Source organism: Streptomyces sp. NBC_00358, assembly GCF_036099295.1.
Lineage (GTDB): Bacteria > Actinomycetota > Actinomycetes > Streptomycetales > Streptomycetaceae > Streptomyces.
Genome location: NZ_CP107976.1, coordinates 4053062 through 4075818, shown reverse-complemented (window position 1 = coordinate 4075818; position 22757 = coordinate 4053062). Strand labels below are relative to the sequence as shown.

Sequence of the window (22757 nt, the reverse complement as noted above, 5' to 3'; positions counted from 1 at the left end):
GGGGCGGCCGCCTGCGGAACGGTCCAGAACCTCACGGCCGGCCAGAAGGTGGACCACGCCGTCGACCGGCTCGGCGAACAGAAGTCCCTCGCCTTCCAGTTGGACCTCGACGCCGATGCCGACACGATCGGCGCACTGGCGGGCGGAGCCGGTCCCGACGAGTCCCTTCCGCCGGAGTTCGCGAAGGTCGTCAGCGGGCTGCGCGTCGACGTCTCCGTCAAGTCCAGGAAGCCGCTGGCGGATTCGGGCCAGAAGGACCTCGTCGGGACGAGCATGAAGATCACGGGGACCGGCGGCGTTCTGGCCGAGTACCGGATCATCGGCGACTTCACTTACTACCGCGCCGACATGAAGGCCTTCGGTGAGGCGATGGGCGTTCCCATGCCGTCGGCCGACGAGCTCCCCCCGAGCGCGAAGGAGATGAAGCAGGTCCTCGAAGGCGACTGGGTGAAGATCGACACCAAGGAGCTGGAGGGTTCGCGCAAGGCGGTCGGCGGTGCCTCGAAGGGGGCCGGTGACCTCGACGCCAAGACCCAGAAGAAGGTTCTCGACGCCGTACGGGATGTCGTCGGCCGCGAGGTCACCTTCCGGACGAGGGACGGCGCCGGCGGCGCCGAGCACGTCGTCGCCACGGGCAATGTCCGCCGCCTGCTCACCGGTGTCTTCGACAAGCTCCGTCCGCTGCGGGGCGACCTTCCGGCGGGTGCGGACTTCCCCTCGGCGAAGGAGCTCAAGGACGCTCCGAACAAGAAGATCGCCGTCGACTTCACCCTGAAGAACGGCGACCTCCGGCAGATCAGGGTCGACCTGGCCGTCCTCGCCGACAATCCGAAGAAGGCCAAGCTGCCTCTTGTCCTGAAGTTCTCGAAGGCCGGCGACGTCAGCGCGCCGTCCGGAGCCACCGAGATCCCGGCAGGCAAGGTTCCCGGCGGCAGCCCGCTGGGCGGTGGCCTCCTGGGCGGCGTCGGGTTCTAGAGAGCCGCCAAACCCTCGGGGAAGCCTTCCAGGCCGCTGCGGAACCCTTCCAGGCCCGTGCGGAACCCTCCGGGCCCCCGGGGGAGGCCGTCCTGTCCGACCAAGGCAGGCTCCCCTCCCGGGGCCGGGCCGGGGTCGGGGCCGGAATCGGCGGTGCGACCGGCGGGAACACCGGCAACTCGACCGTGACCGGGTACCGCACGGACGCCCACGGCAAGCTCGCGCTCGTCGGAGGTGCGTGGAGCCCGTACGACGGTGCTCCACGCGCGCGTGGAGCCGTGAAGCACCGTCGCGCCCGGAGTCCTTACGACAGCTCTCCCCGTCCCTGCCGAGGCAGTTCCAGCCCGGACTCGGCCGCCGAGTTGCAGTACTCACGCACCGCGCTGGTCCGTGCGACCACCCGCCCGCGGTGGACCACGATCCGGCTGTACGCGAGGGACAGCGCCCCCGCGAGCCGGTCTCCTCGGACAGCGAGCAACTCGGCCGGGAATCCCGCCTCCACGCGTACCTCGGGCAGCCCCAGAGCCGCTCGGGCGCCACAACTCACCATGTCGTACGCGTCCTCGGGACGCAGGCCCCATCGTGAGGCCAGCAAGTAGGCGGCCTCCAGCGGGTCCCCGCGCCCCACCGGGTTGGACACGTCGCGCAGGGCACCACTGCCCGCCACCACCCGTACGCCGGCCGCCCGCAGCAGCCGTACGGGGGCGGTGCCGCGCCGGTCGGCCGAGCCGCAGCCACCCTGCGGCAGACACACCACCGTCACTCCGGCCGCGGCGAGTTGGTCCGCGGCGCGGGAGGCCACCTCGGTGGGCAGCCGGCCGAGCCCACCACACGGGCCGAGCGTCACCCCGGGCCGCAGCCCGCCCGCCACCGCGGCGAGCCGGGCGAGCCGGGCTGGATCGGAGGCGTCCGTGTGCAGGTCGACCGGACAGCCGTGCTCGGAGGCGATCTCCAGGACCGCCTCCACGTATCCCGTCGGATCGGGGTCGGCGTCCGGGCAGCCGCCCACCACGGAAGCGCCCATCTTCAGGGCGTCCCGCAGCATCGCGAGCCCGTCGACGCCGGCCGCCCCGGTCAGTACCCGTGGCATGGCCACCGTCGTCAGTTCGGCGAGCCCCCGCAACGACCGGCGGACCTGGAGCACCGCGGCCAGCGCGTCCAGCCCCTGCACGTCGCCGACGCGCACATGGGACCGCAACGCCGTGGCGCCGTGCCCGAGTTGCAGCAGAGCCGCCTCGGTGGCCCGGCGCTGGATCTCCTGGTCGTCGTAGGTGAGCGGGCCGTCGCCGTCGGCGGTCAGGGCCGTGTCGCAGTGCGCGTGGGCCTCGGCGGGGGCCGGCAACAGCAGGTAACCGTCGAGGTCCACCCTGGCGGCGAGAACCCCCGAGGCACCCGCCGCCAGGCTTCCGGCGGTACCGACCGCTTCGATCCGCCCGCCGCCCAGTCGTACGTCCACGGTCCGGCCGTCGGTGAGCCGCGCCCCGCACAGCAGGAGAGCGGCCGTGTCGGTCCGTCCCGACGAGGAGTGGGGCGGCTGCTGCTGACTGTCGGGCATCGCGCTCCTGGGGCTCGGGGGCGGCTGCGGGAGGGACGACTGCGGAGCGTGGGGACACAAGATCACGCAGCGTGGGTCGAGCCTAGGGCGGCGACCCGTCGACGTCGGGGAGGAGCGCAATAGTCGTACCGGTGTGGTCCGCGGGCGGGCGGGGGCCGTCGGCCACTCACAGACACGGCCGCCGACTCGCCCGCGGTCGGCCGGCCGCGGCCCGTCACCCCGTGTGATCCAGGAGGTCCGAGGGGCCTGTGAGGGGCCTGGGAACGCCCGGGGAAAGGCCTGGGGTCAGGCCGGGGCGGGTGCCGCGAAACGGATTTGGGCGATCGGTGGCGGACCGTGTAATGTCTTCATCGCTCGCCCCAATAGCTCAGTCGGTAGAGCGTCTCCATGGTAAGGAGAAGGTCTACGGTTCGATTCCGTATTGGGGCTCTGGTGTGAGAGGTTCCCGTCGCAAGACGGGGCCGATCGCATCTCAGCGGTGTAGCTCAGTCGGTAGAGCAAGCGGCTCATAATCGCTGTGTCACCGGTTCAAGTCCGGTCACCGCTACTGACAGTAGCCGATTGCGGGGTCGGTCCTTCGATCGGCTACTCTTCTATGCGTTAATGTCCCATCCGTTCGTCAAGGAGCACTCCTGTGGCTGCCACCGACGTCCGCCCCAAGATCACGCTGGCCTGCGTGGAGTGCAAGGAGCGGAACTACATCACCAAGAAGAACCGGCGTAACGACCCGGACCGACTGGAGATGAAGAAGCACTGCCCGCGTTGCAACGCGCACACCGCGCACCGCGAAACGCGATAGTAGTTTTCAGGCTCGTACACGAGGCCGTCCCCTTCACGGGGGGCGGCCTCGCGTCGTTGTGGAACCGATGTCCGGCGCGGGCCAGGCGTCATGCGTGGACCCCGTGACGTAGAGCGAAGATAGGCCGTCCGGCTAAGAAGGTCGCTCCAGCTGTGACAACCAGTGCGACGACAACCAGGAGGTGCCGAGCCCATGGCGCTCGACCAGTCCTTCGTAGGGCGGTCCTACCCGCCCACCGACCCCTATGAGGTCGGCCGGGAGAAGATCCGCGAGTTCGCGGAGGCCGTGGGGGACAGCAACCCTGCGTACACGGACCCCGAGGCCGCACGTGCTCTCGGTCACCCCGACGTGATCGCCCCGCCCACCTTTGTGTTCGCCATCACGTTCAAGGCCGCCGGCCAGGTCGTCCAGGACCCGCAACTGGGCCTCGACTACAGCCGGGTCGTGCACGGCGACCAGAAGTTCGCCTACACGCGCCCGGTACGCGCGGGCGACCGGCTCACGGTCACCTCGACCATCGAGTCGATCAAGTCCCTGGCGGGCAACGACATCCTGGACATCCGTGGCGAGGTCCACGACGAGGCGGGTGAGCACGTCGTGACGGCCGTCACGAAGCTCGTGTCCCGCGCGGCGGAGGTGGCCTGACATGGCGGCGAAGATCTCTTACGCGGACGTCGAGGTCGGCACCGAGCTGCCGGCGCAGACGTTCTCCGTGACGCGTGCCACGCTCGTGCAGTACGCGGGGGCCTCCGGGGACTTCAACCCGATCCACTGGAACGAGAAGTTCGCGGTCGAGGTGGGCCTTCCCGACGTCATCGCGCACGGAATGTTCACCATGGCCGAGGCGATCCGCGTGGTGACCGACTGGGCGGGCGACCCGGGCTCCGTCGTCGAGTACAGCGTCCGCTTCACCAAGCCCGTCGTCGTCCCGAACGACGACAAGGGCGCCACGATCGAGGTCAGCGGCAAGGTCGCGGCCAAGCTCGACGACAACACCGTCCGCGTCGACCTCACGGCCACCAGCGCCGGACAGAAGGTGCTGGGGATGTCGCGGGCGGTCGTACGGCTGGCCTGAGCGGCCGTTCGCAGCACCGGTCGAGGCCTGCTTCGAGGGCTCGGGTAAGGGGCGTCCGCCCATTGCGGACGCCCCTTACCCGTCTCCGGCGGCCGACGTTCTGCACTCCTTGACTTAGTTAGTGATTGAGCACTAACTTAGTCGCATGGTCAGGATGAGCGCAGAGGAGCGGCGCGAGAGCGTCATCCGCGCGGCGATGAGCGAGTTCGCCCGGGGCGGCTACTACGGCACGTCCACCGAGGCGATCGCCAAGCGTGTGGGTGTCTCGCAGCCGTACCTCTTCCGGCTCTTCCCGGGCAAGAAGGCGATCTTCCTGGCGGCCGCCGAGCACTGCATGGAGCTCGCGCGGCGCACGATGGAGGACGCCTCCGACGGACTGGAGGGCGAGGAGGCCCTGCACTCCATGGCGAACGCCTACGTGAAGGTCATCGCGGAGCACCCGGAGCGGCTGCTCATGCAGATGCAGATGTACGTCGCGGTGGCTGCGGCCGAGGAGGCGGGCGACCACGAGCTCGGCGAAGCGGTGCGGGCCGGCTGGATGCGGCTCTGGGACACGGTGCACGTGCCGCTCGGCGCGCAGGTCGACGACACGGCGACCTTCATGGCGTACGGCATGCTCATCAACTGCCTGGTGTCGATGGGGTTCCCGCCCGAGCACCGGGTCTGGGAAGGGCTCTATCCGTCGGCGCGGGTCACGGGCCGGCTGGAGAAGTAGGGCGGCGGGAGGGCGGAGTTCCGTGCCTTTCCCTGCCCGCGAAAGTTAGTCATTAATAACTAACCAATGACCACATCATCCTCTGGGGGAGCGATGACACAGCGGACGGCACGGACACAGCAGAACGGACCGGCAGAGCAGGACCGACCGGTGGCACAGGAGGCGCCGGTGGAACTGGTGGGACCGGTCGACCCGGCCGGGGTGTCGACCGCGAAGTCGGCCGGGGCGCCGGACAAGCGGCGCGGTGGAGCCGGATGGGCCCTCGTCATCACCAGCGTCGCCGGATTCATGGCGGCCCTCGACAACCTCGTCGTCACCACCGCCCTGCCCTCCATCCGCAAGGACCTCGGGGGAGCGCTGGGCGACCTGGAATGGACCGTGAGCGCCTACACGCTCACCTTCGCCGTCCTGCTGATGTTCGGCGCGGCGCTCGGTGACCGGTTCGGCCGCCGTCGGCTCTTCCTCGTCGGTCTGAGCGTCTTCACGGGTGCCTCCGCCGCCGCGGCCATGGCGCCGGGTATCGACTCGCTGATCGCCGCCCGCGCGGTCCAGGGCGTCGGTGCGGCGATCATGATGCCGCTGACCCTGACTCTGCTGACCGCCGCGGTCCCCGTCGCCAAGCGCGGGATGGCGTACGGGATCTGGGGCGCCGTCAACGGACTCGCGGTCGCTTCCGGGCCCCTCATCGGCGGCAGCCTCACCGAACACGTCTCCTGGCACTGGATCTTCTGGCTGAACGTGCCGCTGGGTCTCGCCGTGCTCCCGCTCGCCCGGCTGCGGCTGTCCGAGTCGTTCGGCGCCGGCGCACGCCTCGACTTCCCGGGGACGCTGCTCGCCAGCGGCGGCCTCTTCGGAATCGTCTACGGTCTGGTCCGCGGGCCCGCCGACGGCTGGACCAGCCCGTTCGTCCTGACCGGCCTGTTCGCCGGCGCGGCCCTGCTCGCCGGCTTCGTCATCCACGGCACCCGGGCCAAGAACCCGATGCTCCCCATGCGGCTCTTCCGCTCCCGCGCCTTCGCCGGGATCAACGCGGCCAGCCTGCTGATGTTCCTCGGGATGTTCGGCTCGATCTTCCTGCTCAGCCAGTACATGCAGGGCGTGCTCGGCTACTCGCCGACCGAGGCGGGGCTGCGGATGCTCCCCTGGACCGGTATGCCGATGCTCGTCGCGCCCATCGCGGGCTACCTGTCGGACCGCGTCGGCGGACGCCCCGTCGTGGCCACCGGGCTCTTCCTGCAGGCCGCCGGGCTCGCGTACTACGCCTCCGTGGTCGCCGCCGACGCCTCGTACGCCTCCCAGCTGCCCGCGCTGATCATCAGCGGTATCGGGATGTCCCTCTACTTCGCCCCGGCCTCCAACCTGGTCATGTCCAGCGTCCGGCCGCAGGAGCAGGGCATCGCCTCCGGTGCCAACAACGCGCTGCGCGAGGTGGGCGGGGCGCTCGGCATCGCGGTGATGTCCTCGATCTTCTCGGCCCAGGGCGGATACGCGACCGCCCAGACCTTCATCGACGGACTGCGGCCCGCACTCGTGGTCGGTGCCTCGGTCGTCGCCCTCGCGGGTGTCGCGGCCCTGGTCATCCCGACCGCCCGGCGGGCGGCGCGCACCGAGCCGGGGGAGACCCCGGCGCACGCCCTCGAAGGCGACTCGCCCGAGTCGGACCCGTTCGACGGCGGCTCGCCCGAAGGCGGCTCTCCTCGGGCCGGCCGGCCCGTGGCCGCCTCTCCCGAGAGCGCCTCCCTCGAAACCGCCTCCCGCTGACACGGGGAGCGAGAGAGAAGGCCGCTCTCCCGATCTCCCGGTCGAACCCTCAGGAAAGACGCCTCGGTCCGGTCCCCCGGACAGGAACGGCCCCGCCCGTCGGCGGGGCCGTTCCCGTGTCCGCGGCGCACCGGTGGACGGGCGTCCCCGCCCCTTCTCGTAGTCTTGGGCCCGTGCAGGAACTCCACGATGCCCCGCTCGCCCCGCTGACCACCTTCCGGCTCGGTGGCCCGGCCGCCCGGCTGATCACCGCCACGACCGACGCCGAGGTGATCGCCGCCGTGCGCGAGGCCGACGACGCCGGTACGCCGCTGCTGCTCATCGGCGGTGGATCGAACCTGGTCATCGGCGACAAGGGCTTCGCCGGGACAGCCCTGCGCATCGCCACGAAGGGCTTCTCGCTCGACGGTACGAGGCTGGAGCTGGCCGCGGGCGAGGTGTGGACCGACGCGGTCGCCCGCACCGTCGAGGCCGGGCTCGCCGGGATCGAGTGCCTCGCCGGCATCCCCGGGTCCGCGGGCGCGACCCCGATCCAGAACGTGGGCGCGTACGGCCAGGAGGTGTCGTCGACGATCACCGAGGTGATCGCCTACGACCGGAAGACGCGCGAGACGGTCACGCTGACCAACGCCGACTGTTCCTTCTCGTACCGCCACAGCCGCTTCAAGGCCGACCCCGAGCGCCATGTGGTGCTGCGGGTGCGCTTCGAGCTGGAGGACGCGCAGGGGCTGTCGGCGCCGGTCAAGTACGCCGAGACGGCCCGCACGCTCGGTGTGGAGCCCGGCGACCGGGTTCCCCTGGGCGCCGCCCGCGAGACCGTCCTGAAGCTGCGTGCGGGCAAAGGCATGGTGCTCGACCCCGAGGACCACGACACCTGGTCCGCCGGGTCGTTCTTCACCAACCCGATCCTCACGGACGAGGCGTTCGCCGCGTTCCACGCGCGCGTGAAGGAGCGGCTCGGCGCCGACGCCGCGCCTCCGGCGTACCCGGCCGGCGAGGGCCACACCAAGACCTCCGCGGCCTGGCTGATCGACAAGTCCGGCTTCACCAAGGGCTACGGAACCGGGCCCGCCCGCATCTCCACCAAGCACACGCTGGCCCTGACCAACCGGGGCGGGGCCACCACGGAGGACCTTCTCGCACTGGCCCGGGAAGTCGTCGCCGGTGTCCACGACGCCTTCGGGGTCACCCTGGTCAACGAGCCGGTGACGGTGAACGCCGGCCTCTAGGGGGCCGCGGGGCCGTTGAAGGCGCGCCCTAGTAGGCGACGCCCACGCCCTGCTTCACGGTCGCGGGGTCGTCGATCATCGCCAGCATCGCGTGCGCCACGTCGGCGCGCGCGATGAAGCGGCCCTTGGGCGGGAAGCCGCCGACGACCGTGCGATACGAGCCGGTCAGCGGCTTGTTCTGGAGCCGGGGCGGACGGACCACGGTCCAGTCCGTGGCACTGGCCGCCAGTTCGCCCTCCATCTCCCTCAAGTCGGCGTAGACGTCCTTCAGGATGCTGGAGATCAGCCGCCGCATGGCGCGGTCGACGCGGGTGTCGTCCGCGGCGCCGGGGCCGACCGGACTCGCGCTGACCACCAGCAGCCGCCGCACCTGCTCCGCCTCCAGTGCGCCCAGCACCGTACGGGTGAGCCGGGCCGCGACCCCGGCGTCCTTGCGGCTGCGCGCGCCGAGACCGGACAGGACCGCGTCCCGGCCCGCGACGGCGGGCCGCAGTGCCTTCGGGTCGGTGAGATCCGCGCGGAACACCTCCAGACCCGCGCCCGTGACGGTGAGCCGCGCGGGATCCCGTACGACGGCCGTGACCTGGTGGCCGACGCCCAGGGCCTGGCGGACGATCTCCTGGCCGATGCCTCCGGTGGCACCGAGAACGGTGAGTTTCATGACGTGCTCCGCATGAGAGGGAGATGGGGTGGGTGAGTGTTCACTCACCTGTGCTTCTTCTAGAGTGAGTAAGTACTCACCCACCCGTCAACCCCGTGAGGATGCGCCATGGAATCCTTGGGCCCCATGCAGCAGAAATCCGCCACGGAGCCCACGCCGTCGAAGCCGGCCAGGATCCGCATCCTCGACGCGGCGCACGAGCTCATGCTCACCCTCGGCCTCTCCCGCGCCACCACCAAGGAGATCGCCAGGGCGGCCGGCTGCTCCGAGGCCGCTCTCTACAAGTACTTCGCGAGCAAGGAAGAGCTGTTCATCCGGGTCCTCCAGGAGAGGCTGCCCCGGCTGGGTCCCCTCCTGGACCGGCTGACGGCCGAGCCGGGGGAGCACTCCCTGGAGGAGAACCTCACCGCGATCGCCCGCCAGGCGGCTCTCTTCTACGAGCAGAGTTTCCCGATCGCCGCCTCCTTGTACGCGGAGACGCAGCTCAAGCGCCGCCACGACGACGCCATGCGGGCGATGGGCGCGGGCCCGCACATGCCCATCCGGGGCGTCGCCGCGTATCTGCTGGCGGAGCAGCGGGCGGGGCGCATCCAGCAGGACACCGACACCTACGCCGCCGCGTCCCTCCTCCTCGGGGCCTGCGCGCAGCGGGCGTTCGCCTACGACGCCACCCAGGAGGGCACGCCGCCGCCCCTGGACACCTTCGCCCCGGCGCTCGCCCGCACCCTGCTCGCCGGGATCGCGCCCAGGAGCGGGGCCGGCCCGACGGACCCTCAGGCCGGCTAGGGCGGGTCTAGGAGGCCAGCCAGGCGTCGACGCCGGCCAGCAGCTTCGCCCGGACGTCCTCCGGCGCGGCCGAGGCGCGGATGGACTGGCGGGCCAGCTCGGCCAGTTCCGGGTCGGTGAAGCCGTGGTGACGGCGGGCGATCTCGTACTGGGCGGCGAGCCGGGATCCGAAGAGCAGCGGGTCGTCCGCGCCGAGGGCCATCGGCACACCGGCGTCGAACAGAGTTCGCAGGGGTACATCGGCGTGCTTCTCGTAGACGCCGAGGGCGACGTTCGAGGCGGGACAGACCTCACAGGTCACCCCGCGGTCCGCGAGACGCTTCAGCAGCCGCGGGTCCTCGGCGGCCCGCACCCCGTGGCCGATCCGTGAGGCGTGCAGATCGTCCAGGCAGTCGCGGACCGAGGCGGGGCCGGTCAGCTCGCCGCCGTGCGGCGCGGACAGCAGCCCGCCCTCGCGGGCGATGGCGAAGGCCCGGTCGAAGTCCCGCGCCATGCCCCGTCGCTCGTCGTTGGAGAGCCCGAAACCGACGATCCCCCGGTCCGCGTACCGGACGGCGAGCCGGGCCAGCGTGCGGGCGTCCAGCGGGTGCTTCATCCGGTTGGCGGCCACCAGGACGCGCATCCCGAGTCCGGTCTCCCGCACGGCCGAGTCGACCGCGTCCAGGATGACCTCCAGGGCCGCGATCAGACCGCCCAGGCGCGGGGCGTACGACGTCGGGTCGACCTGGATCTCCAGCCACCCCGAGCCGTCCTTCAGGTCCTCCTCGGCGGCCTCACGCACCAGGCGCTGGATGTCCTCGGGCTCTCTCAGACACGCCCGCGCGGCGTCGTACAGGCGCTGGAAGCGGAACCAGCCGCGCTCGTCGGTCGCCCGCAGTTTCGGCGGTTCCCCGCTGGTCAGCGCGTCCGGCAGCCGTACGCCGTACTTGTCGGCCAGTTCCAGCAGGGTCGTGGACCGCATCGACCCGGTGAAGTGCAGGTGCAGATGGGCCTTCGGCAGTTCACTCACATCACGTACACGCTCCATCCGAGGATCTTGCCGTACGGGGATGTCGTGCCGGTAGCGCTTTCGCCGATCGGGGGCTTGTCCGAACGAACGAGCGGGGGCCGGCCACTCCTGAGAGTGGCCGGCCCCCGCACGCGCGCGTGGAGCCTGATCAGGTCACCGGTGCCCGGGGGCGCCGGAGGACGGGGAAGGTCAGTCCGTCGCCTCGGCCAGCAGCTTCTGGATCCGGCTGACGCCCTCGACGAGGTCCTCGTCACCGAGGGCGTACGACAGCCGCAGGTAGCCGGGGGTGCCGAAGGCCTCGCCCGGGACGACCGCGACCTCGGACTCCTCCAGGATGAGCGCGGCCAGCTCGACCGTGTCCGCGGGGCGCTTGCCGCGGATCTCCTTGCCGAGCAGTGCCTTCACCGAGGGGTACGCGTAGAAGGCGCCCTCGGGCTCGGGGCAGAGCACGCCGTCGATCTCGTTCAGCATGCGCACGATGGTCTTGCGACGGCGGTCGAAGGCCTCGCGCATCTCCGCGACGGCCGTGAGGTCGCCGGAGACGGCGGCGAGCGCGGCGACCTGGGCCACGTTCGAGACGTTGGACGTGGCGTGCGACTGCAGGTTGGTCGCGGCCTTGATGACGTCCTTCGGGCCGATGACCCAGCCCACGCGCCAGCCGGTCATCGCGTACGTCTTCGCGACGCCGTTGACGACGATGCACTTGTCGCGCAGCTCGGGCACCACCACGGGCAGGGAGTGGAACTCCGCGTCCCCGTAGACCAGGTGCTCGTAGATCTCGTCGGTCAGGACCCACAGGCCCTTCTCGGCGGCCCAGCGGCCGATCTCCTCGATCTGCTCGCGGGTGTAGACCGCGCCCGTCGGGTTGGACGGGGAGACGAAGAGCAGCACCTTGGTGTTCTCGGTGCGGGCGGCCTCCAGCTGCTCGACCGAGACGCGGTAGCCGGTGGTCTCGTCGGCGACGACGTCCACCGGGACACCGCCCGCGAGACGGATGGACTCCGGGTAGGTCGTCCAGTACGGCGCCGGGACGATGACCTCGTCGCCCGGGTCGAGGATCGCGGCGAAGGCCTCGTAGATGGCCTGCTTGCCGCCGTTGGTGACGAGGACCTGGGCGGCCTCCACCTCGTAGCCGGAGTCGCGCAGCGTCTTCGCGGCGATCGCGGCCTTCAGCTCGGGGAGCCCGCCGGCCGGCGTGTAGCGGTGGTACTTGGGGTTCGAGCAGGCCTCGATGGCGGCCTGGACGATGTAGTCCGGGGTGGGGAAGTCGGGCTCACCGGCGCCGAAACCGATCACCGGACGTCCGGCGGCCTTGAGTGCCTTGGCCTTGGCGTCCACGGCGAGGGTGGCGGACTCGGAGATCGCGCCGACTCGGGCGGAGACCCGGCGCTCGGTGGGAGGGGTTGCAGGGCTCATGGGACCCATCGTTTCAGACTGGAAACGCCCCCGGCACGCGGGTTTCACAGACTGAACAACGGCAGAACATCCGTCCGGATCCGCGCGCCCCACCAGTCGATCTTCAGCGGAGGAAGCCCGTACGGACACTTTCTGTTCGACGACCGGCTCCGGACCACGTACACTCTCACCTCGTTGGCCTTCACCGGCCGCACTCAACCGGTGCACACCGAGCACCCGGTCGGATGCGGTACGTTGGGGGAAATCAAAGGGTCGTAGCTCAATTGGTAGAGCACTGGTCTCCAAAACCAGCGGTTGGGGGTTCAAGTCCCTCCGGCCCTGCTACACACACCTTTCGCCAGGATGTGTGCGCATGTACGTACTGCAATGCACCGCCGTGCGGCTCAACCGGGCGCGGCACGGTCACGACCCGGGAATCAGGTGAGGACGAGTGACGGACGCCGTGGGCTCCATCGACATGCCTGATGCCGAGGCGCCGGAGTCCAAAAAGAAGGCCCGCAAGGGTGGTAAGCGCGCCAAGAAGGGCCCGCTGAAGCGCCTTGGCACTTTCTACCGCCAGATCATCGCGGAACTCCGCAAGGTTGTCTGGCCGACTCGCAATCAGCTGACGACTTACACCACAGTGGTGATTGTGTTCGTCGTCATCATGATCGGCCTGGTGACCGTGATTGACTATGGGCTCAACCACGCCGCCAAGTACGTCTTCGGCTGAGCCGAGAGCGAAGGGCGCCGTCACCGGCGCCCCTTTCGCGTGTTCCACCCCCATGTATCCAGGAAGAAGCAGCCACCGTGTCTGACCCGAACCTGAACGACGCCACCGAGTCGGTCGAGTCCGTTGACGACGAGCTCGAGATCGTCGAGGGAGCGGACGTCGTGGACGAGTTCGAGGCTGCCGATGCCGCCGCCGGCGAGCCCGCCGAGGACGCGGCCCTGCACGTCGAGGACGAGTCCGGTGCGGACGTCGAGGACGAGGACGAGCCCACTGAGGCGCTCGCCGACGAGACCGCCGACGAGACCGACGACGAGACCGACGACCAGGCCGACGAGGCCGAGGCCGAAGAAGTGGCCGAGCCCGTCGACCCCGTGACCGCCCTGCGCGACGAACTGCGCATGCTCCCCGGCGAGTGGTACGTCATCCACACGTACGCCGGTTACGAGAACCGCGTGAAGACCAACCTCGAACAGCGTGCCGTTTCGCTGAACGTCGAGGACTTCATCTTCCAGGCCGAGGTGCCGCAGGAAGAGGTCGCGCAGATCAAGAACGGCGAGCGCAAGACGATCAAGCAGAACAAGCTCCCGGGCTACGTCCTGGTCCGCATGGACCTGACGAACGAGTCCTGGGGTGTCGTCCGCAACACTCCCGGCGTCACCGGCTTCGTGGGCAACGCCTACGACCCGTACCCGCTGACCCTGGACGAGATCGTCAAGATGCTCGCCCCGGAGGCCGAGGAGAAGGCCGCCCGCGAGGCCGCAGAGGCCGAGGGCAGGCCCGCTCCGCAGCGCAAGGTCGAGGTCCAGGTGCTGGACTTCGAGGTCGGCGACTCGGTCACCGTCACGGACGGCCCGTTCGCCACGCTGCAGGCCACCATCAACGAGATCAACGCCGACTCGAAGAAGGTCAAGGGCCTCGTCGAGATCTTCGGCCGCGAGACTCCGGTCGAGCTTTCCTTCGACCAGATCCAGAAGAACTAGCACCTTCTGGACGTACGTCTTCCGAACAGGTCAGACGGGCTGTCACAGCCTGTCTGACCTGCTCGGTTTTTAGCCGCGCACAGATACCCGTTATCGTTGTGCGGTATGCCTCCATCCGGATCATCACCTCGGTTGAAGGCAGCCGTCCGGGGCGACTCGGACGTAGGAAGGCGAAAACGAAAGAGGACCCGGAATGCCTCCCAAGAAGAAGAAGGTCACGGGGCTTATCAAGCTCCAGATCAACGCCGGTGCGGCGAACCCGGCCCCGCCGGTCGGCCCCGCGCTCGGTCAGCACGGCGTCAACATCATGGAGTTCTGCAAGGCCTACAACGCCGCGACCGAGTCGCAGCGTGGCTGGGTCATCCCGGTGGAGATCACGGTCTACGAAGACCGCTCCTTCACCTTCGTGACCAAGACTCCGCCGGCCGCGAAGATGATCCTCAAGGCCGCGGGTGTCGAGAAGGGCTCCGGCGAGCCGCACAAGACCAAGGTCGCCAAGATCACCCAGGCGCAGGTCCGCGAGATCGCCACGACCAAGATGCCCGACCTCAACGCCAACGACCTGGACGCCGCCGCGAAGATCATCGCCGGCACCGCCCGTTCCATGGGCATCACGGTCGAGGGCTGACACCCACCTTCGTAGGAACCATGCGGCCTCGGCCGCACGTGGCAGGGCCTGCTCGGCCCGTACCACGACTCCTCAGAACACATCAGGAGCAGTAGTGAGCAAGCGCAGCAAGTCTCTCCGCGCTGCGGACGCCAAGGTCGACCGGGAGAAGCTCTACGCCCCGCTCGAGGCCGTCCGTCTCGCCAAGGAGACCTCCACGAGCAAGTTCGACGGCACCGTCGAGGTCGCCTTCCGCCTGGGTGTCGACCCGCGCAAGGCCGACCAGATGGTCCGTGGCACCGTGAACCTGCCGCACGGCACCGGCAAGACCGCCCGGGTCCTGGTCTTCGCGACCGGTGACCGTGCTGCGGCCGCGGAGGCCGCGGGCGCCGACATCGTCGGCTCCGACGAACTGATCGACGAGGTCGCGAAGGGCCGTCTGGACTTCGACGCCGTCGTCGCCACCCCGGACCTCATGGGCAAGGTCGGCCGCCTCGGCCGCGTGCTCGGTCCCCGTGGTCTCATGCCGAACCCCAAGACCGGCACCGTGACCCCCGACGTCGCCAAGGCTGTCACCGAGATCAAGGGTGGCAAGATCGAGTTCCGCGTCGACAAGCACTCGAACCTGCACTTCATCATCGGCAAGGTGTCCTTCGACGACACCAAGCTGGTGGAGAACTACGGCGCCGCGCTCGACGAGATCCTTCGTCTGAAGCCGTCGGCCGCCAAGGGTCGCTACATCAAGAAGGCCGCGATCAGCTCGACGATCGGCCCCGGCATCCTTGTCGACCCCAACCGCACCCGCAACCTCCTCGTCGAGGAGGACCCGGCCGCCGTCTGAGCCTCCAGCTCACCCCGGTGACCGCGTCGCGCACGCGTATCTGAACGGGCCCCGCAACCTTTCGAGGTGCGGGGCCCGTCCTCATGTCCGGAGGGATTTCCGGGGCGATCGTCCCGGGGCCGAATCCGGATACGGGTGTCAGTGGGCCGCGCTAGCGTGCAGTCCACAGAATTCGCATAGGGGTGGGACGAATGAACAGCACCATGGTGCGCCGCGTGACCCTCTCGATCGCGCTGACGGCGGCGCTGGCGGGGGTGACGGCCTGCAACTCCTCAGGTTCTTCCGGGAGTTCGGGCAAGAACGACAAGGCCGGCCACAAGAGCGCGACACGGGTGAGCCCCATCGCGGCGCTGCGGTCCGCCGAGAGGTCCACCGACGGGGCGGACTCCGCCCGGGTCGAGTCCACGACGACCATGGGCTCGCTGATGTCCATGAAGTCGGGTGGCGTCATGGGCTGGGGCAACGGTCTGACCGGCGACCTGACGATCACGTACACCGGCGGCACGATGGCCGACACGATGCGCAAGATGGGCAGCACCTCCATGGAGGCCCGCTATCTGCCCGACGCCTACTACGCCAGGATGGGCGACACGTTCGCCCGGCAGGCGGGCGGCAAGCACTGGCTCAGGTACGGGTACGACGACCTGGCGAAGTTCGGGGGCGGCTCCGGAGCGCTCCTGAAGGACCAGGCGCAGAACAGCTCGCCGAACCAGTCGGTGAAGCTCCTGCTGGCGTCCGGCGACGTCAGGAAGGTCGGCGAGGAGACGGTCCGCGGCGCGAGGACCACGCACTACGCGGGCACGGTGGACGTCGCCGACTTCGCGGCCCGGAGCTCTCATCTCACCGCGCGTCAACTCGCGGACATGAAGAAGCAGTTCACCACGGCCGGCATCACCACGGAGACCGTCGACATCTGGGTCGACGGCAAGGACCTGCTCGTCAAGGCGGTCTCCAAGGCCGAGATGACGGGCGGCACGATGTCCGCCACGACGTACTACAGCGACTACGGGGTGAAGGTCTCCGCCGCGGCGCCACCGGCCGGTGACACCGAGGACTTCACGGACCTCCTGAAGAAGCAGGGCGTGACGCCCGGCAGCGGCGACACGTCGACCGGTTCCGGCACGAGCTCCTAGCTCCTGAGCTCCGCGACGCCCGCGCCGGTTCCCGCCTACGCCCGCTCCGGCCCCCGTTCCGGCGCTCGCCGCCGTACTCACTCGCACCCCGGGAAACTCGGATGATCACTTGAGCCCTTTTGGATACGCTCGCGTCGCACCTGTGTATCGCTCATCTGTTCCTTGGGGGGAATCTTGAGACTTTCTGTGAACGACTCGGTGAGGCACCGGGCGGCCGGCGCGGCACTCGCGGCGCTGGTGCTCGGCGGGGGCGCGGTGGGCTGTACGAAGGGCGCTCCGGAGGAGTCACCCGCGCTCACACCCGCCGCGGCCGTGGCGAAGGCGGCGAAGAAGACCGAGGGCATCACCTCCCTGCGCTACCGGATGACCGGCAAGGTCCCCGAGCAGGGCAAGGTCGGCGGTGAGGTGGCGATGAGCATGAAGCCGCTCGCCATGAGCATGAAGATGACCAGCGGGGACCAGGCCGCCGACGGCCCGGTCGAGATCCGGCTCGTGGGCAAGGCGATGTACATAGGCGGGGGAGCCGAGGCCGCCAAGGACATGGGCGGCAAGCACTGGATCAAGTTCGACATGTCCGCGATGGGCGCGGACAAGGAGTTGAACGCCGACCAGTTGGGCGCCGGCACGGCCGACAGGAACCCGGCCGCCGAGTCCGCCTTCCTCACCGGCTCCAAGGACGTGAAGAAGATCGGGGCCGAGACCGTGGGCGGTGTGCGGACCACGCACTACAAGGGGACGGTCGCCCTCGACGACTTCCGCAAGTCCCTCAAGGGCGAGAACGGCACCACGCGCGAGGCGCGCGAGAAGAGCCTGGACCAGTACGCGAAGATGGGCGTCGACTCGCTGACGATGGACATGTGGATCGACGGAGCCGACCACACCAAGCAGTTCCGTATGCGCGGGACCGCCGACAAGGGTCCGCTCGACATGACCGTCACCTTCCTCGACTACAACAAGCCTGTGACCGTGCAGGCCCCGCCCGCCAAGGACACCGCAGACCTCGCCGAGATGATGAAGGGCCTCAAGGAGAACTGACCCGCGCGGTGCCCCCTGGGCTGCCCCCTCCGGGCGGATTTGCTTGGCGACGTCCACTTCACGTAGTCTCCTCAAGAAGCCAAAGACCGCTGGTCGTTGCCTCGTGCTCGTAAGAGGGCGTGGTGACCGAAGGATCCGCTGAAACTGCGGACGACCCGCGTAGGTGTTCGTGGATGTGTTCCCGGAGTTCGCACGCCCAGCGTGCGGAGGAATCCGGTTGAGCTACGCCCCGTGCGCCTGCGCCGGGGCGTTTCGTTTTGTCAGTCCCTTCTGAGCGGTCCTCATCACCCGGAAGGAGGCCGACGCTCTATGGCAAGGCCCGACAAGGCTGCCGCGGTAGCCGAGCTCGCGGACCAGTTCCGCAGCTCGAACGCCGCCGTGCTGACCGAGTACCGGGGTCTCACCGTGGCGCAGCTCAAGACGCTGCGCCGTTCGCTCGGTGAAGACGCCCAGTACGCCGTGGTGAAGAACACGCTGACCAAGATTGCGGCCAACGAGGCCGGGATCTCTACGCTCGACGACCTGTTCAACGGTCCGACGGCGGTCGCCTTCATCACCGGTGACCCGGTGACGTCGGCGAAGGGTCTTCGTGACTTCGCCAAGGACAACCCGAACCTCGTCATCAAGGGCGGTGTCCTTGACGGCAAGGCGCTGTCCGCCGACGAGATCAAGAAGCTTGCGGACCTCGAGTCCCGCGAGGTTCTGCTCGCCAAGCTGGCGGGTGCCTTCAAGGGCAAGCAGACGCAGACTGCTCGTCTCTTCCAGGCGCTCCCCTCGAAGTTCGTCCGCACCGCGGAGGCGCTTCGTGTCAAGCAGGCCGAGCAGGGCGGTGCCGAGTAATTCGGCTCGCGCATTGACCGCCGCCTGAGGCGACGGTCGTAGCGGGCCGAACGTACGCCCGCCTCACCAGTACATCCCGGCACCTGCCGAATTAGTGGAAGGACGCCATCATGGCGAAGCTGTCCCAGGAAGAGCTGCTCGCGCAGTTCGAGAACCTCACCCTCATCGAGCTCTCCGAGTTCGTGAAGGCCTTCGAGGAGAAGTTCGACGTCACCGCCGCCGCCGCGGTCGCCGCTGCCCCGGTCGGCCCCGCCGCCGTCGAGGCCGTCGAGGAGCAGGACGAGTTCGACGTCATCCTCACGGGTGCCGGCGAGAAGAAGATCCAGGTCATCAAGGTCGTGCGTGAGCTCACCTCGCTGGGCCTGAAGGAGGCCAAGGACCTCGTCGACGGCGCTCCGAAGCCCGTCCTCGAGAAGGTCGCCAAGGAGGCCGCCGAGAAGGCTGCCGAGTCCCTCAAGGGCGCCGGCGCCTCCGTCGAGGTCAAGTAACTCGACGAGTCCCCCGAGGACTCCTGTGAAGCTGTGACAGTCGCTCAAGTAGCGCTGTAACGCTGACGCACCGAAGAGCGATCACCCAACTGGGTGGTCGCTCTTCGGCGTTCCTGGGGGTCCCCGAAGCGGCAGCCTTGCGCTGCAGGCCGCGACGAGTATGGTGATCTTCGTTGTGCCTCCGGCCACCCTGTGACAGGCAGAGGGACGGGTTGCAAGACGGGCCGCACGTGACGATCGCGGCACTTGCTTTGGGCTTGGGGGGCCTTGACGAACGGCACGCAGCGCGCAATTCTCAGGACGCGTCGTCACAACGATCCGTATCCGAGGCATGGATCGCTGACGAAGAGGGCAGTATCGATGTGCATTGAGGGCGTGGCTTGCCGCAGGTGTTGACAACAATGAGGGTCTCCCGAAACCGGGACTGGACATCAGTGGGCCTAGTGGCTACACTGACCCTTTGCGCTGCCTGTTAGCTGCCTCCTGCCCGTCACCAGGGGCATACCCGTGTGTGAGCATCGACGGTTGGATTGACCCTGACCTGGCCTTTATTCGGCTGGATCGGGATCGGCCCGACGCTTTGTCCGACATGGGACCGGTACGCGCGTAGTGAGTCCGAGCCCTCGGAAGGACCCCCTCTTGGCCGCCTCGCGCACTGCCTCGACCGCGAATATGAACAACGGCGCCAGCACCGCCCCGCTGCGCATCTCCTTTGCAAAGATCAAGGAGCCCCTCGAGGTTCCGAACCTTCTTGCGCTGCAAACCGAGAGCTTCGACTGGCTGCTCGGCAACGACGCGTGGAAGGCTCGTGTCGAGGCGGCTCTGGACAGCGGACAGGACGTCCCCACCAAGTCCGGTCTGGAGGAGATCTTCGAGGAGATCTCCCCGATCGAGGACTTCAGCGGGTCGATGTCCCTGACGTTCCGCGACCACCGCTTCGAGCCCCCGAAGAACTCCATCGACGAGTGCAAGGACCGCGACTTCACGTACGCGGCCCCGCTCTTCGTCACCGCCGAGTTCACCAACAACGAGACCGGCGAGATCAAGTCCCAGACGGTCTTCATGGGCGACTTCCCGCTCATGACCAACAAGGGCACCTTCGTCATCAACGGCACCGAGCGTGTCGTCGTGTCGCAGCTGGTCCGCTCGCCGGGTGTCTACTTCGACTCCTCCATCGACAAGACGTCCGACAAGGACATCTTCTCCGCCAAGGTCATCCCGTCCCGGGGTGCCTGGCTGGAGATGGAGATCGACAAGCGCGACATGGTCGGTGTCCGCATCGACCGCAAGCGCAAGCAGTCCGTCACCGTTCTCCTGAAGGCTCTCGGCTGGACCACCGAGCAGATCCTCGAGGAGTTCGGCGAGTACGAGTCCATGCGCGCCACCCTGGAGAAGGACCACACCCAGGGCCAGGACGACGCGCTGCTGGACATCTACCGCAAGCTGCGTCCGGGCGAGCCGCCGACCCGTGAGGCCGCGCAGACGCTTCTGGAGAACCTCTACTTCAACCCGAAGCGCTACGACCTCGCCAAGGTCGGCCGGTACAAGGTCAACAAGAAGCTGGCCGGCACCGCCCCGCTCGACGCCGGGATCCTGACCGTCGAGGACATCATCTCGTCGATCAAGTACCTGGTGAAGCTGCACGCCGGTGAGACCGAGACCGTTGGTGACAACGGCACCTCGATCGTCGTCGAGACCGACGACATCGACCACTTCGGCAACCGTCGTCTGCGCAACGTCGGCGAGCTCATCCAGAACCAGGTCCGCACGGGTCTGGCTCGTATGGAGCGCGTCGTCCGCGAGCGCATGACGACTCAGGACGTCGAGGCGATCACGCCGCAGACCCTGATCAACATCCGGCCGGTCGTCGCCTCCATCAAGGAGTTCTTCGGCACCAGCCAGCTGTCGCAGTTCATGGACCAGAACAACCCGCTGTCGGGTCTCACCCACAAGCGCCGCCTGTCGGCTCTTGGCCCGGGTGGTCTGTCCCGTGAGCGGGCCGGCTTCGAGGTCCGTGACGTGCACCCGTCGCACTACGGCCGCATGTGCCCGATCGAGACCCCTGAAGGCCCGAACATCGGCCTGATCGGCTCGCTCGCCTCCTACGGCCGGGTCAACGCGTTCGGTTTCGTCGAGACCCCGTACCGCAGGGTCACGGGCGGCTTCGTCACCGACGAGGTCGACTACCTGACGGCCGACGAAGAGGACCGGTTCGTCATCGCGCAGGCCAACGCGCCGCTGACGGACGAGTTCCGCTTCGAGGAGTCCCGCGTCCTGGTCCGCCGTCGTGGCGGAGAGGTCGACTACGTCCCCGGTGACGACGTCGACTACATGGACGTCTCCCCGCGCCAGATGGTGTCGGTCGCGACCGCGATGATCCCGTTCCTGGAGCACGACGACGCCAACCGTGCCCTCATGGGCGCGAACATGATGCGCCAGGCCGTTCCGCTCATCAAGTCCGAGGCGCCGCTGGTCGGCACCGGCATGGAGTACCGCTGCGCGGTCGACGCCGGTGACGTCCTGAAGTCGGAGAAGGACGGTGTGGTCCAGGAGGTCTCCGCGGACTACATCACCACCGCCAACGACGACGGCACGTACACCACGTACCGCCTGCACAAGTTCTCCCGGTCGAACCAGGGCACCTCCGTCAACCAGAAGGTTGTCGTGGACGAGGGCGCCCGCGTGATCGAAGGCCAGGTCCTGGCCGACGGTCCCGCGACCGAGGACGGCGAGATGGCGCTCGGCAAGAACCTGCTCGTGGCGTTCATGCCGTGGGAGGGTCACAACTACGAGGACGCGATCATCCTGTCGCAGCGCCTCGTGCAGGACGACGTCCTCTCCTCGATCCACATCGAGGAGCACGAGGTCGACGCCCGTGACACCAAGCTCGGCCCCGAGGAGATCACCCGGGACATCCCGAACGTCTCCGAGGAGGTCCTCGCCGACCTCGACGAGCGCGGCATCATCCGTATCGGTGCCGAGGTCGTCGCCGGCGACATCCTCGTCGGCAAGGTCACGCCCAAGGGCGAGACCGAGCTGACGCCGGAGGAGCGCCTGCTGCGCGCGATCTTCGGTGAGAAGGCCCGTGAGGTCCGCGACACCTCCCTGAAGGTCCCGCACGGCGAGATCGGCAAGGTCATCGGTGTCCGCGTCTTCGACCGTGAAGAGGGCGACGAGCTGCCGCCGGGCGTGAACCAGCTGGTTCGTGTCTACGTGGCGCAGAAGCGCAAGATCACGGACGGTGACAAGCTCGCCGGCCGCCACGGCAACAAGGGTGTCATCTCGAAGATCCTGCCGATCGAGGACATGCCGTTCCTGGAGGACGGCACCCCGGTCGACATCATCCTCAACCCGCTCGGTGTCCCGTCCCGAATGAACCCGGGACAGGTCCTGGAGATCCACCTCGGCTGGCTCGCCAGCCGCGGCTGGGACGTCTCCGGTCTCGCGGACGACTGGGCCCAGCGCCTGCAGGCCATCGGTGCCGACCAGGTCGCCCCGGGCACCAACGTCGCCACCCCGGTGTTCGACGGTGCGCGTGAGGACGAGCTCGCGGGTCTCTTCGAGCACACCCTGCCCAACCGCGACGGTGACCGTCTGGTCCTCCCGTCCGGCAAGGCGAGGCTGTTCGACGGCCGCTCCGGTGAGCCGTTCCCGGACCCGGTTTCGATCGGGTACATGTACATCCTCAAGCTCCACCACCTGGTCGACGACAAGCTCCACGCCCGCTCGACCGGTCCGTACTCGATGATCACCCAGCAGCCGCTGGGTGGTAAGGCTCAGTTCGGTGGCCAGCGCTTCGGTGAGATGGAGGTGTGGGCGCTGGAGGCGTACGGCGCCGCTTACGCCCTCCAGGAGCTGCTGACGATCAAGTCCGACGACGTCACCGGCCGCGTGAAGGTCTACGAGGCCATCGTCAAGGGCGAGAACATCCCCGAGCCCGGCATCCCCGAGTCCTTCAAGGTGCTCATCAAGGAGATGCAGTCTCTCTGCCTCAACGTGGAGGTGCTGTCCAGCGACGGTATGTCCATCGAAATGCGTGACACCGACGAGGACGTCTTCCGCGCGGCGGAGGAGCTCGGCATCGACCTGTCCCGGCGCGAGCCGAGCAGCGTCGAAGAGGTCTGACGGGAGTTCGGCGGG

At 68.7% G+C, this 22757-nt stretch carries 21 protein-coding genes and 3 tRNA genes; 20 read left to right on the top strand and 4 right to left on the bottom strand.

Features of this window, described 5'->3' with window-relative positions:
• The first annotated feature begins 48 nt into the window (after positions 1-48).
• Positions 49-975: a hypothetical protein gene (locus tag OHT01_RS17080; RefSeq protein WP_328553997.1), complete on the top strand. Its 927-nt coding sequence runs from the start codon at positions 49-51 to the stop codon at positions 973-975.
• Between the two features lie 304 nt (positions 976-1279).
• Here the strand turns inward: OHT01_RS17080 and OHT01_RS17075 are convergent, their stop codons facing one another.
• Positions 1280-2530 carry an amidohydrolase family protein gene (locus OHT01_RS17075; protein WP_328553996.1) on the bottom strand — a complete coding sequence of 417 codons (1251 nt, stop codon included), beginning with the start codon at positions 2528-2530 and terminating at the stop codon, positions 1280-1282.
• A 356-nt stretch (positions 2531-2886) separates the two neighbouring features.
• Between OHT01_RS17075 and OHT01_RS17070 the strand changes: the two genes are divergently transcribed.
• From OHT01_RS17070 to OHT01_RS17035, 8 genes are all read left to right on the top strand, one after another.
• Positions 2887-2959 (top strand) — tRNA-Thr (locus OHT01_RS17070).
• Between the two features lie 45 nt (positions 2960-3004).
• Positions 3005-3077: transfer RNA gene (locus tag OHT01_RS17065), tRNA-Met, on the top strand.
• A gap of 87 nt (positions 3078-3164) precedes the next feature.
• Positions 3165-3329 (top strand): 50S ribosomal protein L33, encoded by a 165-nt coding sequence (gene rpmG, locus OHT01_RS17060; RefSeq protein WP_004571794.1) that lies wholly within the window; start codon positions 3165-3167, stop codon positions 3327-3329.
• A 192-nt stretch (positions 3330-3521) separates the two neighbouring features.
• Positions 3522-3974 (top strand): MaoC family dehydratase N-terminal domain-containing protein, encoded by a 453-nt coding sequence (locus OHT01_RS17055; protein ID WP_328553995.1) that lies wholly within the window; start codon positions 3522-3524, stop codon positions 3972-3974.
• Position 3975: 1 nt separating this feature from the next.
• Positions 3976-4404: a MaoC family dehydratase gene (locus OHT01_RS17050; protein ID WP_328553994.1), complete on the top strand. Its 429-nt coding sequence runs from the start codon at positions 3976-3978 to the stop codon at positions 4402-4404.
• 145 nt (positions 4405-4549) lie between these two features.
• The gene (locus OHT01_RS17045; RefSeq protein ID WP_328553993.1) at positions 4550-5119 is read left to right on the top strand and encodes a TetR/AcrR family transcriptional regulator; all 570 of its coding nucleotides are present in this window, start codon (positions 4550-4552) and stop codon (positions 5117-5119) included.
• Positions 5120-5407: 288 nt separating this feature from the next.
• On the top strand, positions 5408-6880 hold the full coding sequence (locus tag OHT01_RS17040) for a DHA2 family efflux MFS transporter permease subunit (RefSeq protein ID WP_443043532.1): 1473 nt from the start codon (positions 5408-5410) through the stop codon (positions 6878-6880).
• Between the two features lie 173 nt (positions 6881-7053).
• On the top strand, positions 7054-8109 hold the full coding sequence (locus OHT01_RS17035) for a UDP-N-acetylmuramate dehydrogenase (protein WP_328553992.1): 1056 nt from the start codon (positions 7054-7056) through the stop codon (positions 8107-8109).
• Positions 8110-8137: 28 nt separating this feature from the next.
• Here the strand turns inward: OHT01_RS17035 and OHT01_RS17030 are convergent, their stop codons facing one another.
• Positions 8138-8770: an NAD(P)-dependent oxidoreductase gene (locus OHT01_RS17030; RefSeq protein WP_328553991.1), complete on the bottom strand. Its 633-nt coding sequence runs from the start codon at positions 8768-8770 to the stop codon at positions 8138-8140.
• A 126-nt stretch (positions 8771-8896) separates the two neighbouring features.
• On the opposite strand from OHT01_RS17030, the gene OHT01_RS17025 reads away from it, so the two are divergent.
• Positions 8897-9556, top strand: a complete 660-nt coding sequence (locus OHT01_RS17025) for a TetR/AcrR family transcriptional regulator (protein ID WP_328553990.1) — start codon at positions 8897-8899, stop codon at positions 9554-9556.
• Positions 9557-9563: 7 nt separating this feature from the next.
• Here the strand turns inward: OHT01_RS17025 and OHT01_RS17020 are convergent, their stop codons facing one another.
• Both OHT01_RS17020 and OHT01_RS17015 read right to left on the bottom strand, forming a co-directional pair.
• Positions 9564-10583 carry an adenosine deaminase gene (locus tag OHT01_RS17020; protein ID WP_328553989.1) on the bottom strand — a complete coding sequence of 340 codons (1020 nt, stop codon included), beginning with the start codon at positions 10581-10583 and terminating at the stop codon, positions 9564-9566.
• 171 nt (positions 10584-10754) lie between these two features.
• The gene (locus OHT01_RS17015) at positions 10755-11981 is read right to left on the bottom strand and encodes a pyridoxal phosphate-dependent aminotransferase (protein ID WP_328553988.1); all 1227 of its coding nucleotides are present in this window, start codon (positions 11979-11981) and stop codon (positions 10755-10757) included.
• A 248-nt stretch (positions 11982-12229) separates the two neighbouring features.
• Between OHT01_RS17015 and OHT01_RS17010 the strand changes: the two genes are divergently transcribed.
• The 10 genes from OHT01_RS17010 (at position 12230) to rpoB (ending at position 22742) form a co-directional block, all read left to right on the top strand.
• A tRNA-Trp gene (locus OHT01_RS17010) sits at positions 12230-12302 on the top strand.
• A gap of 109 nt (positions 12303-12411) precedes the next feature.
• Complete coding sequence (secE, locus tag OHT01_RS17005; protein WP_328553987.1) at positions 12412-12693, top strand: preprotein translocase subunit SecE; 282 nt, start codon at positions 12412-12414, stop codon at positions 12691-12693.
• A 77-nt stretch (positions 12694-12770) separates the two neighbouring features.
• Entirely contained in the window at positions 12771-13673 is a 903-nt protein-coding gene (nusG, locus tag OHT01_RS17000) for a transcription termination/antitermination protein NusG (RefSeq protein ID WP_328553986.1), read from the top strand.
• Between the two features lie 193 nt (positions 13674-13866).
• The gene (gene rplK, locus OHT01_RS16995) at positions 13867-14301 is read left to right on the top strand and encodes a 50S ribosomal protein L11 (protein WP_261705301.1); all 435 of its coding nucleotides are present in this window, start codon (positions 13867-13869) and stop codon (positions 14299-14301) included.
• A gap of 94 nt (positions 14302-14395) precedes the next feature.
• A complete protein-coding gene (gene rplA / locus OHT01_RS16990; protein WP_261705302.1) occupies positions 14396-15121 on the top strand; it encodes a 50S ribosomal protein L1 in 726 nt (241 codons plus the stop codon).
• Positions 15122-15312: 191 nt separating this feature from the next.
• Positions 15313-16254, top strand: a complete 942-nt coding sequence (locus tag OHT01_RS16985; RefSeq protein WP_328553985.1) for a hypothetical protein — start codon at positions 15313-15315, stop codon at positions 16252-16254.
• A gap of 186 nt (positions 16255-16440) precedes the next feature.
• The gene (locus OHT01_RS16980) at positions 16441-17289 is read left to right on the top strand and encodes a DUF1396 domain-containing protein (protein ID WP_443043531.1); all 849 of its coding nucleotides are present in this window, start codon (positions 16441-16443) and stop codon (positions 17287-17289) included.
• A 309-nt stretch (positions 17290-17598) separates the two neighbouring features.
• Entirely contained in the window at positions 17599-18129 is a 531-nt protein-coding gene (gene rplJ / locus OHT01_RS16975; protein WP_326786081.1) for a 50S ribosomal protein L10, read from the top strand.
• Positions 18130-18239: 110 nt separating this feature from the next.
• Positions 18240-18617 (top strand): 50S ribosomal protein L7/L12, encoded by a 378-nt coding sequence (gene rplL / locus OHT01_RS16970; protein ID WP_328553983.1) that lies wholly within the window; start codon positions 18240-18242, stop codon positions 18615-18617.
• A gap of 639 nt (positions 18618-19256) precedes the next feature.
• The gene (gene rpoB / locus OHT01_RS16965; RefSeq protein ID WP_328553982.1) at positions 19257-22742 is read left to right on the top strand and encodes a DNA-directed RNA polymerase subunit beta; all 3486 of its coding nucleotides are present in this window, start codon (positions 19257-19259) and stop codon (positions 22740-22742) included.
• The last annotated feature ends 15 nt before the right edge of the window (positions 22743-22757 follow it).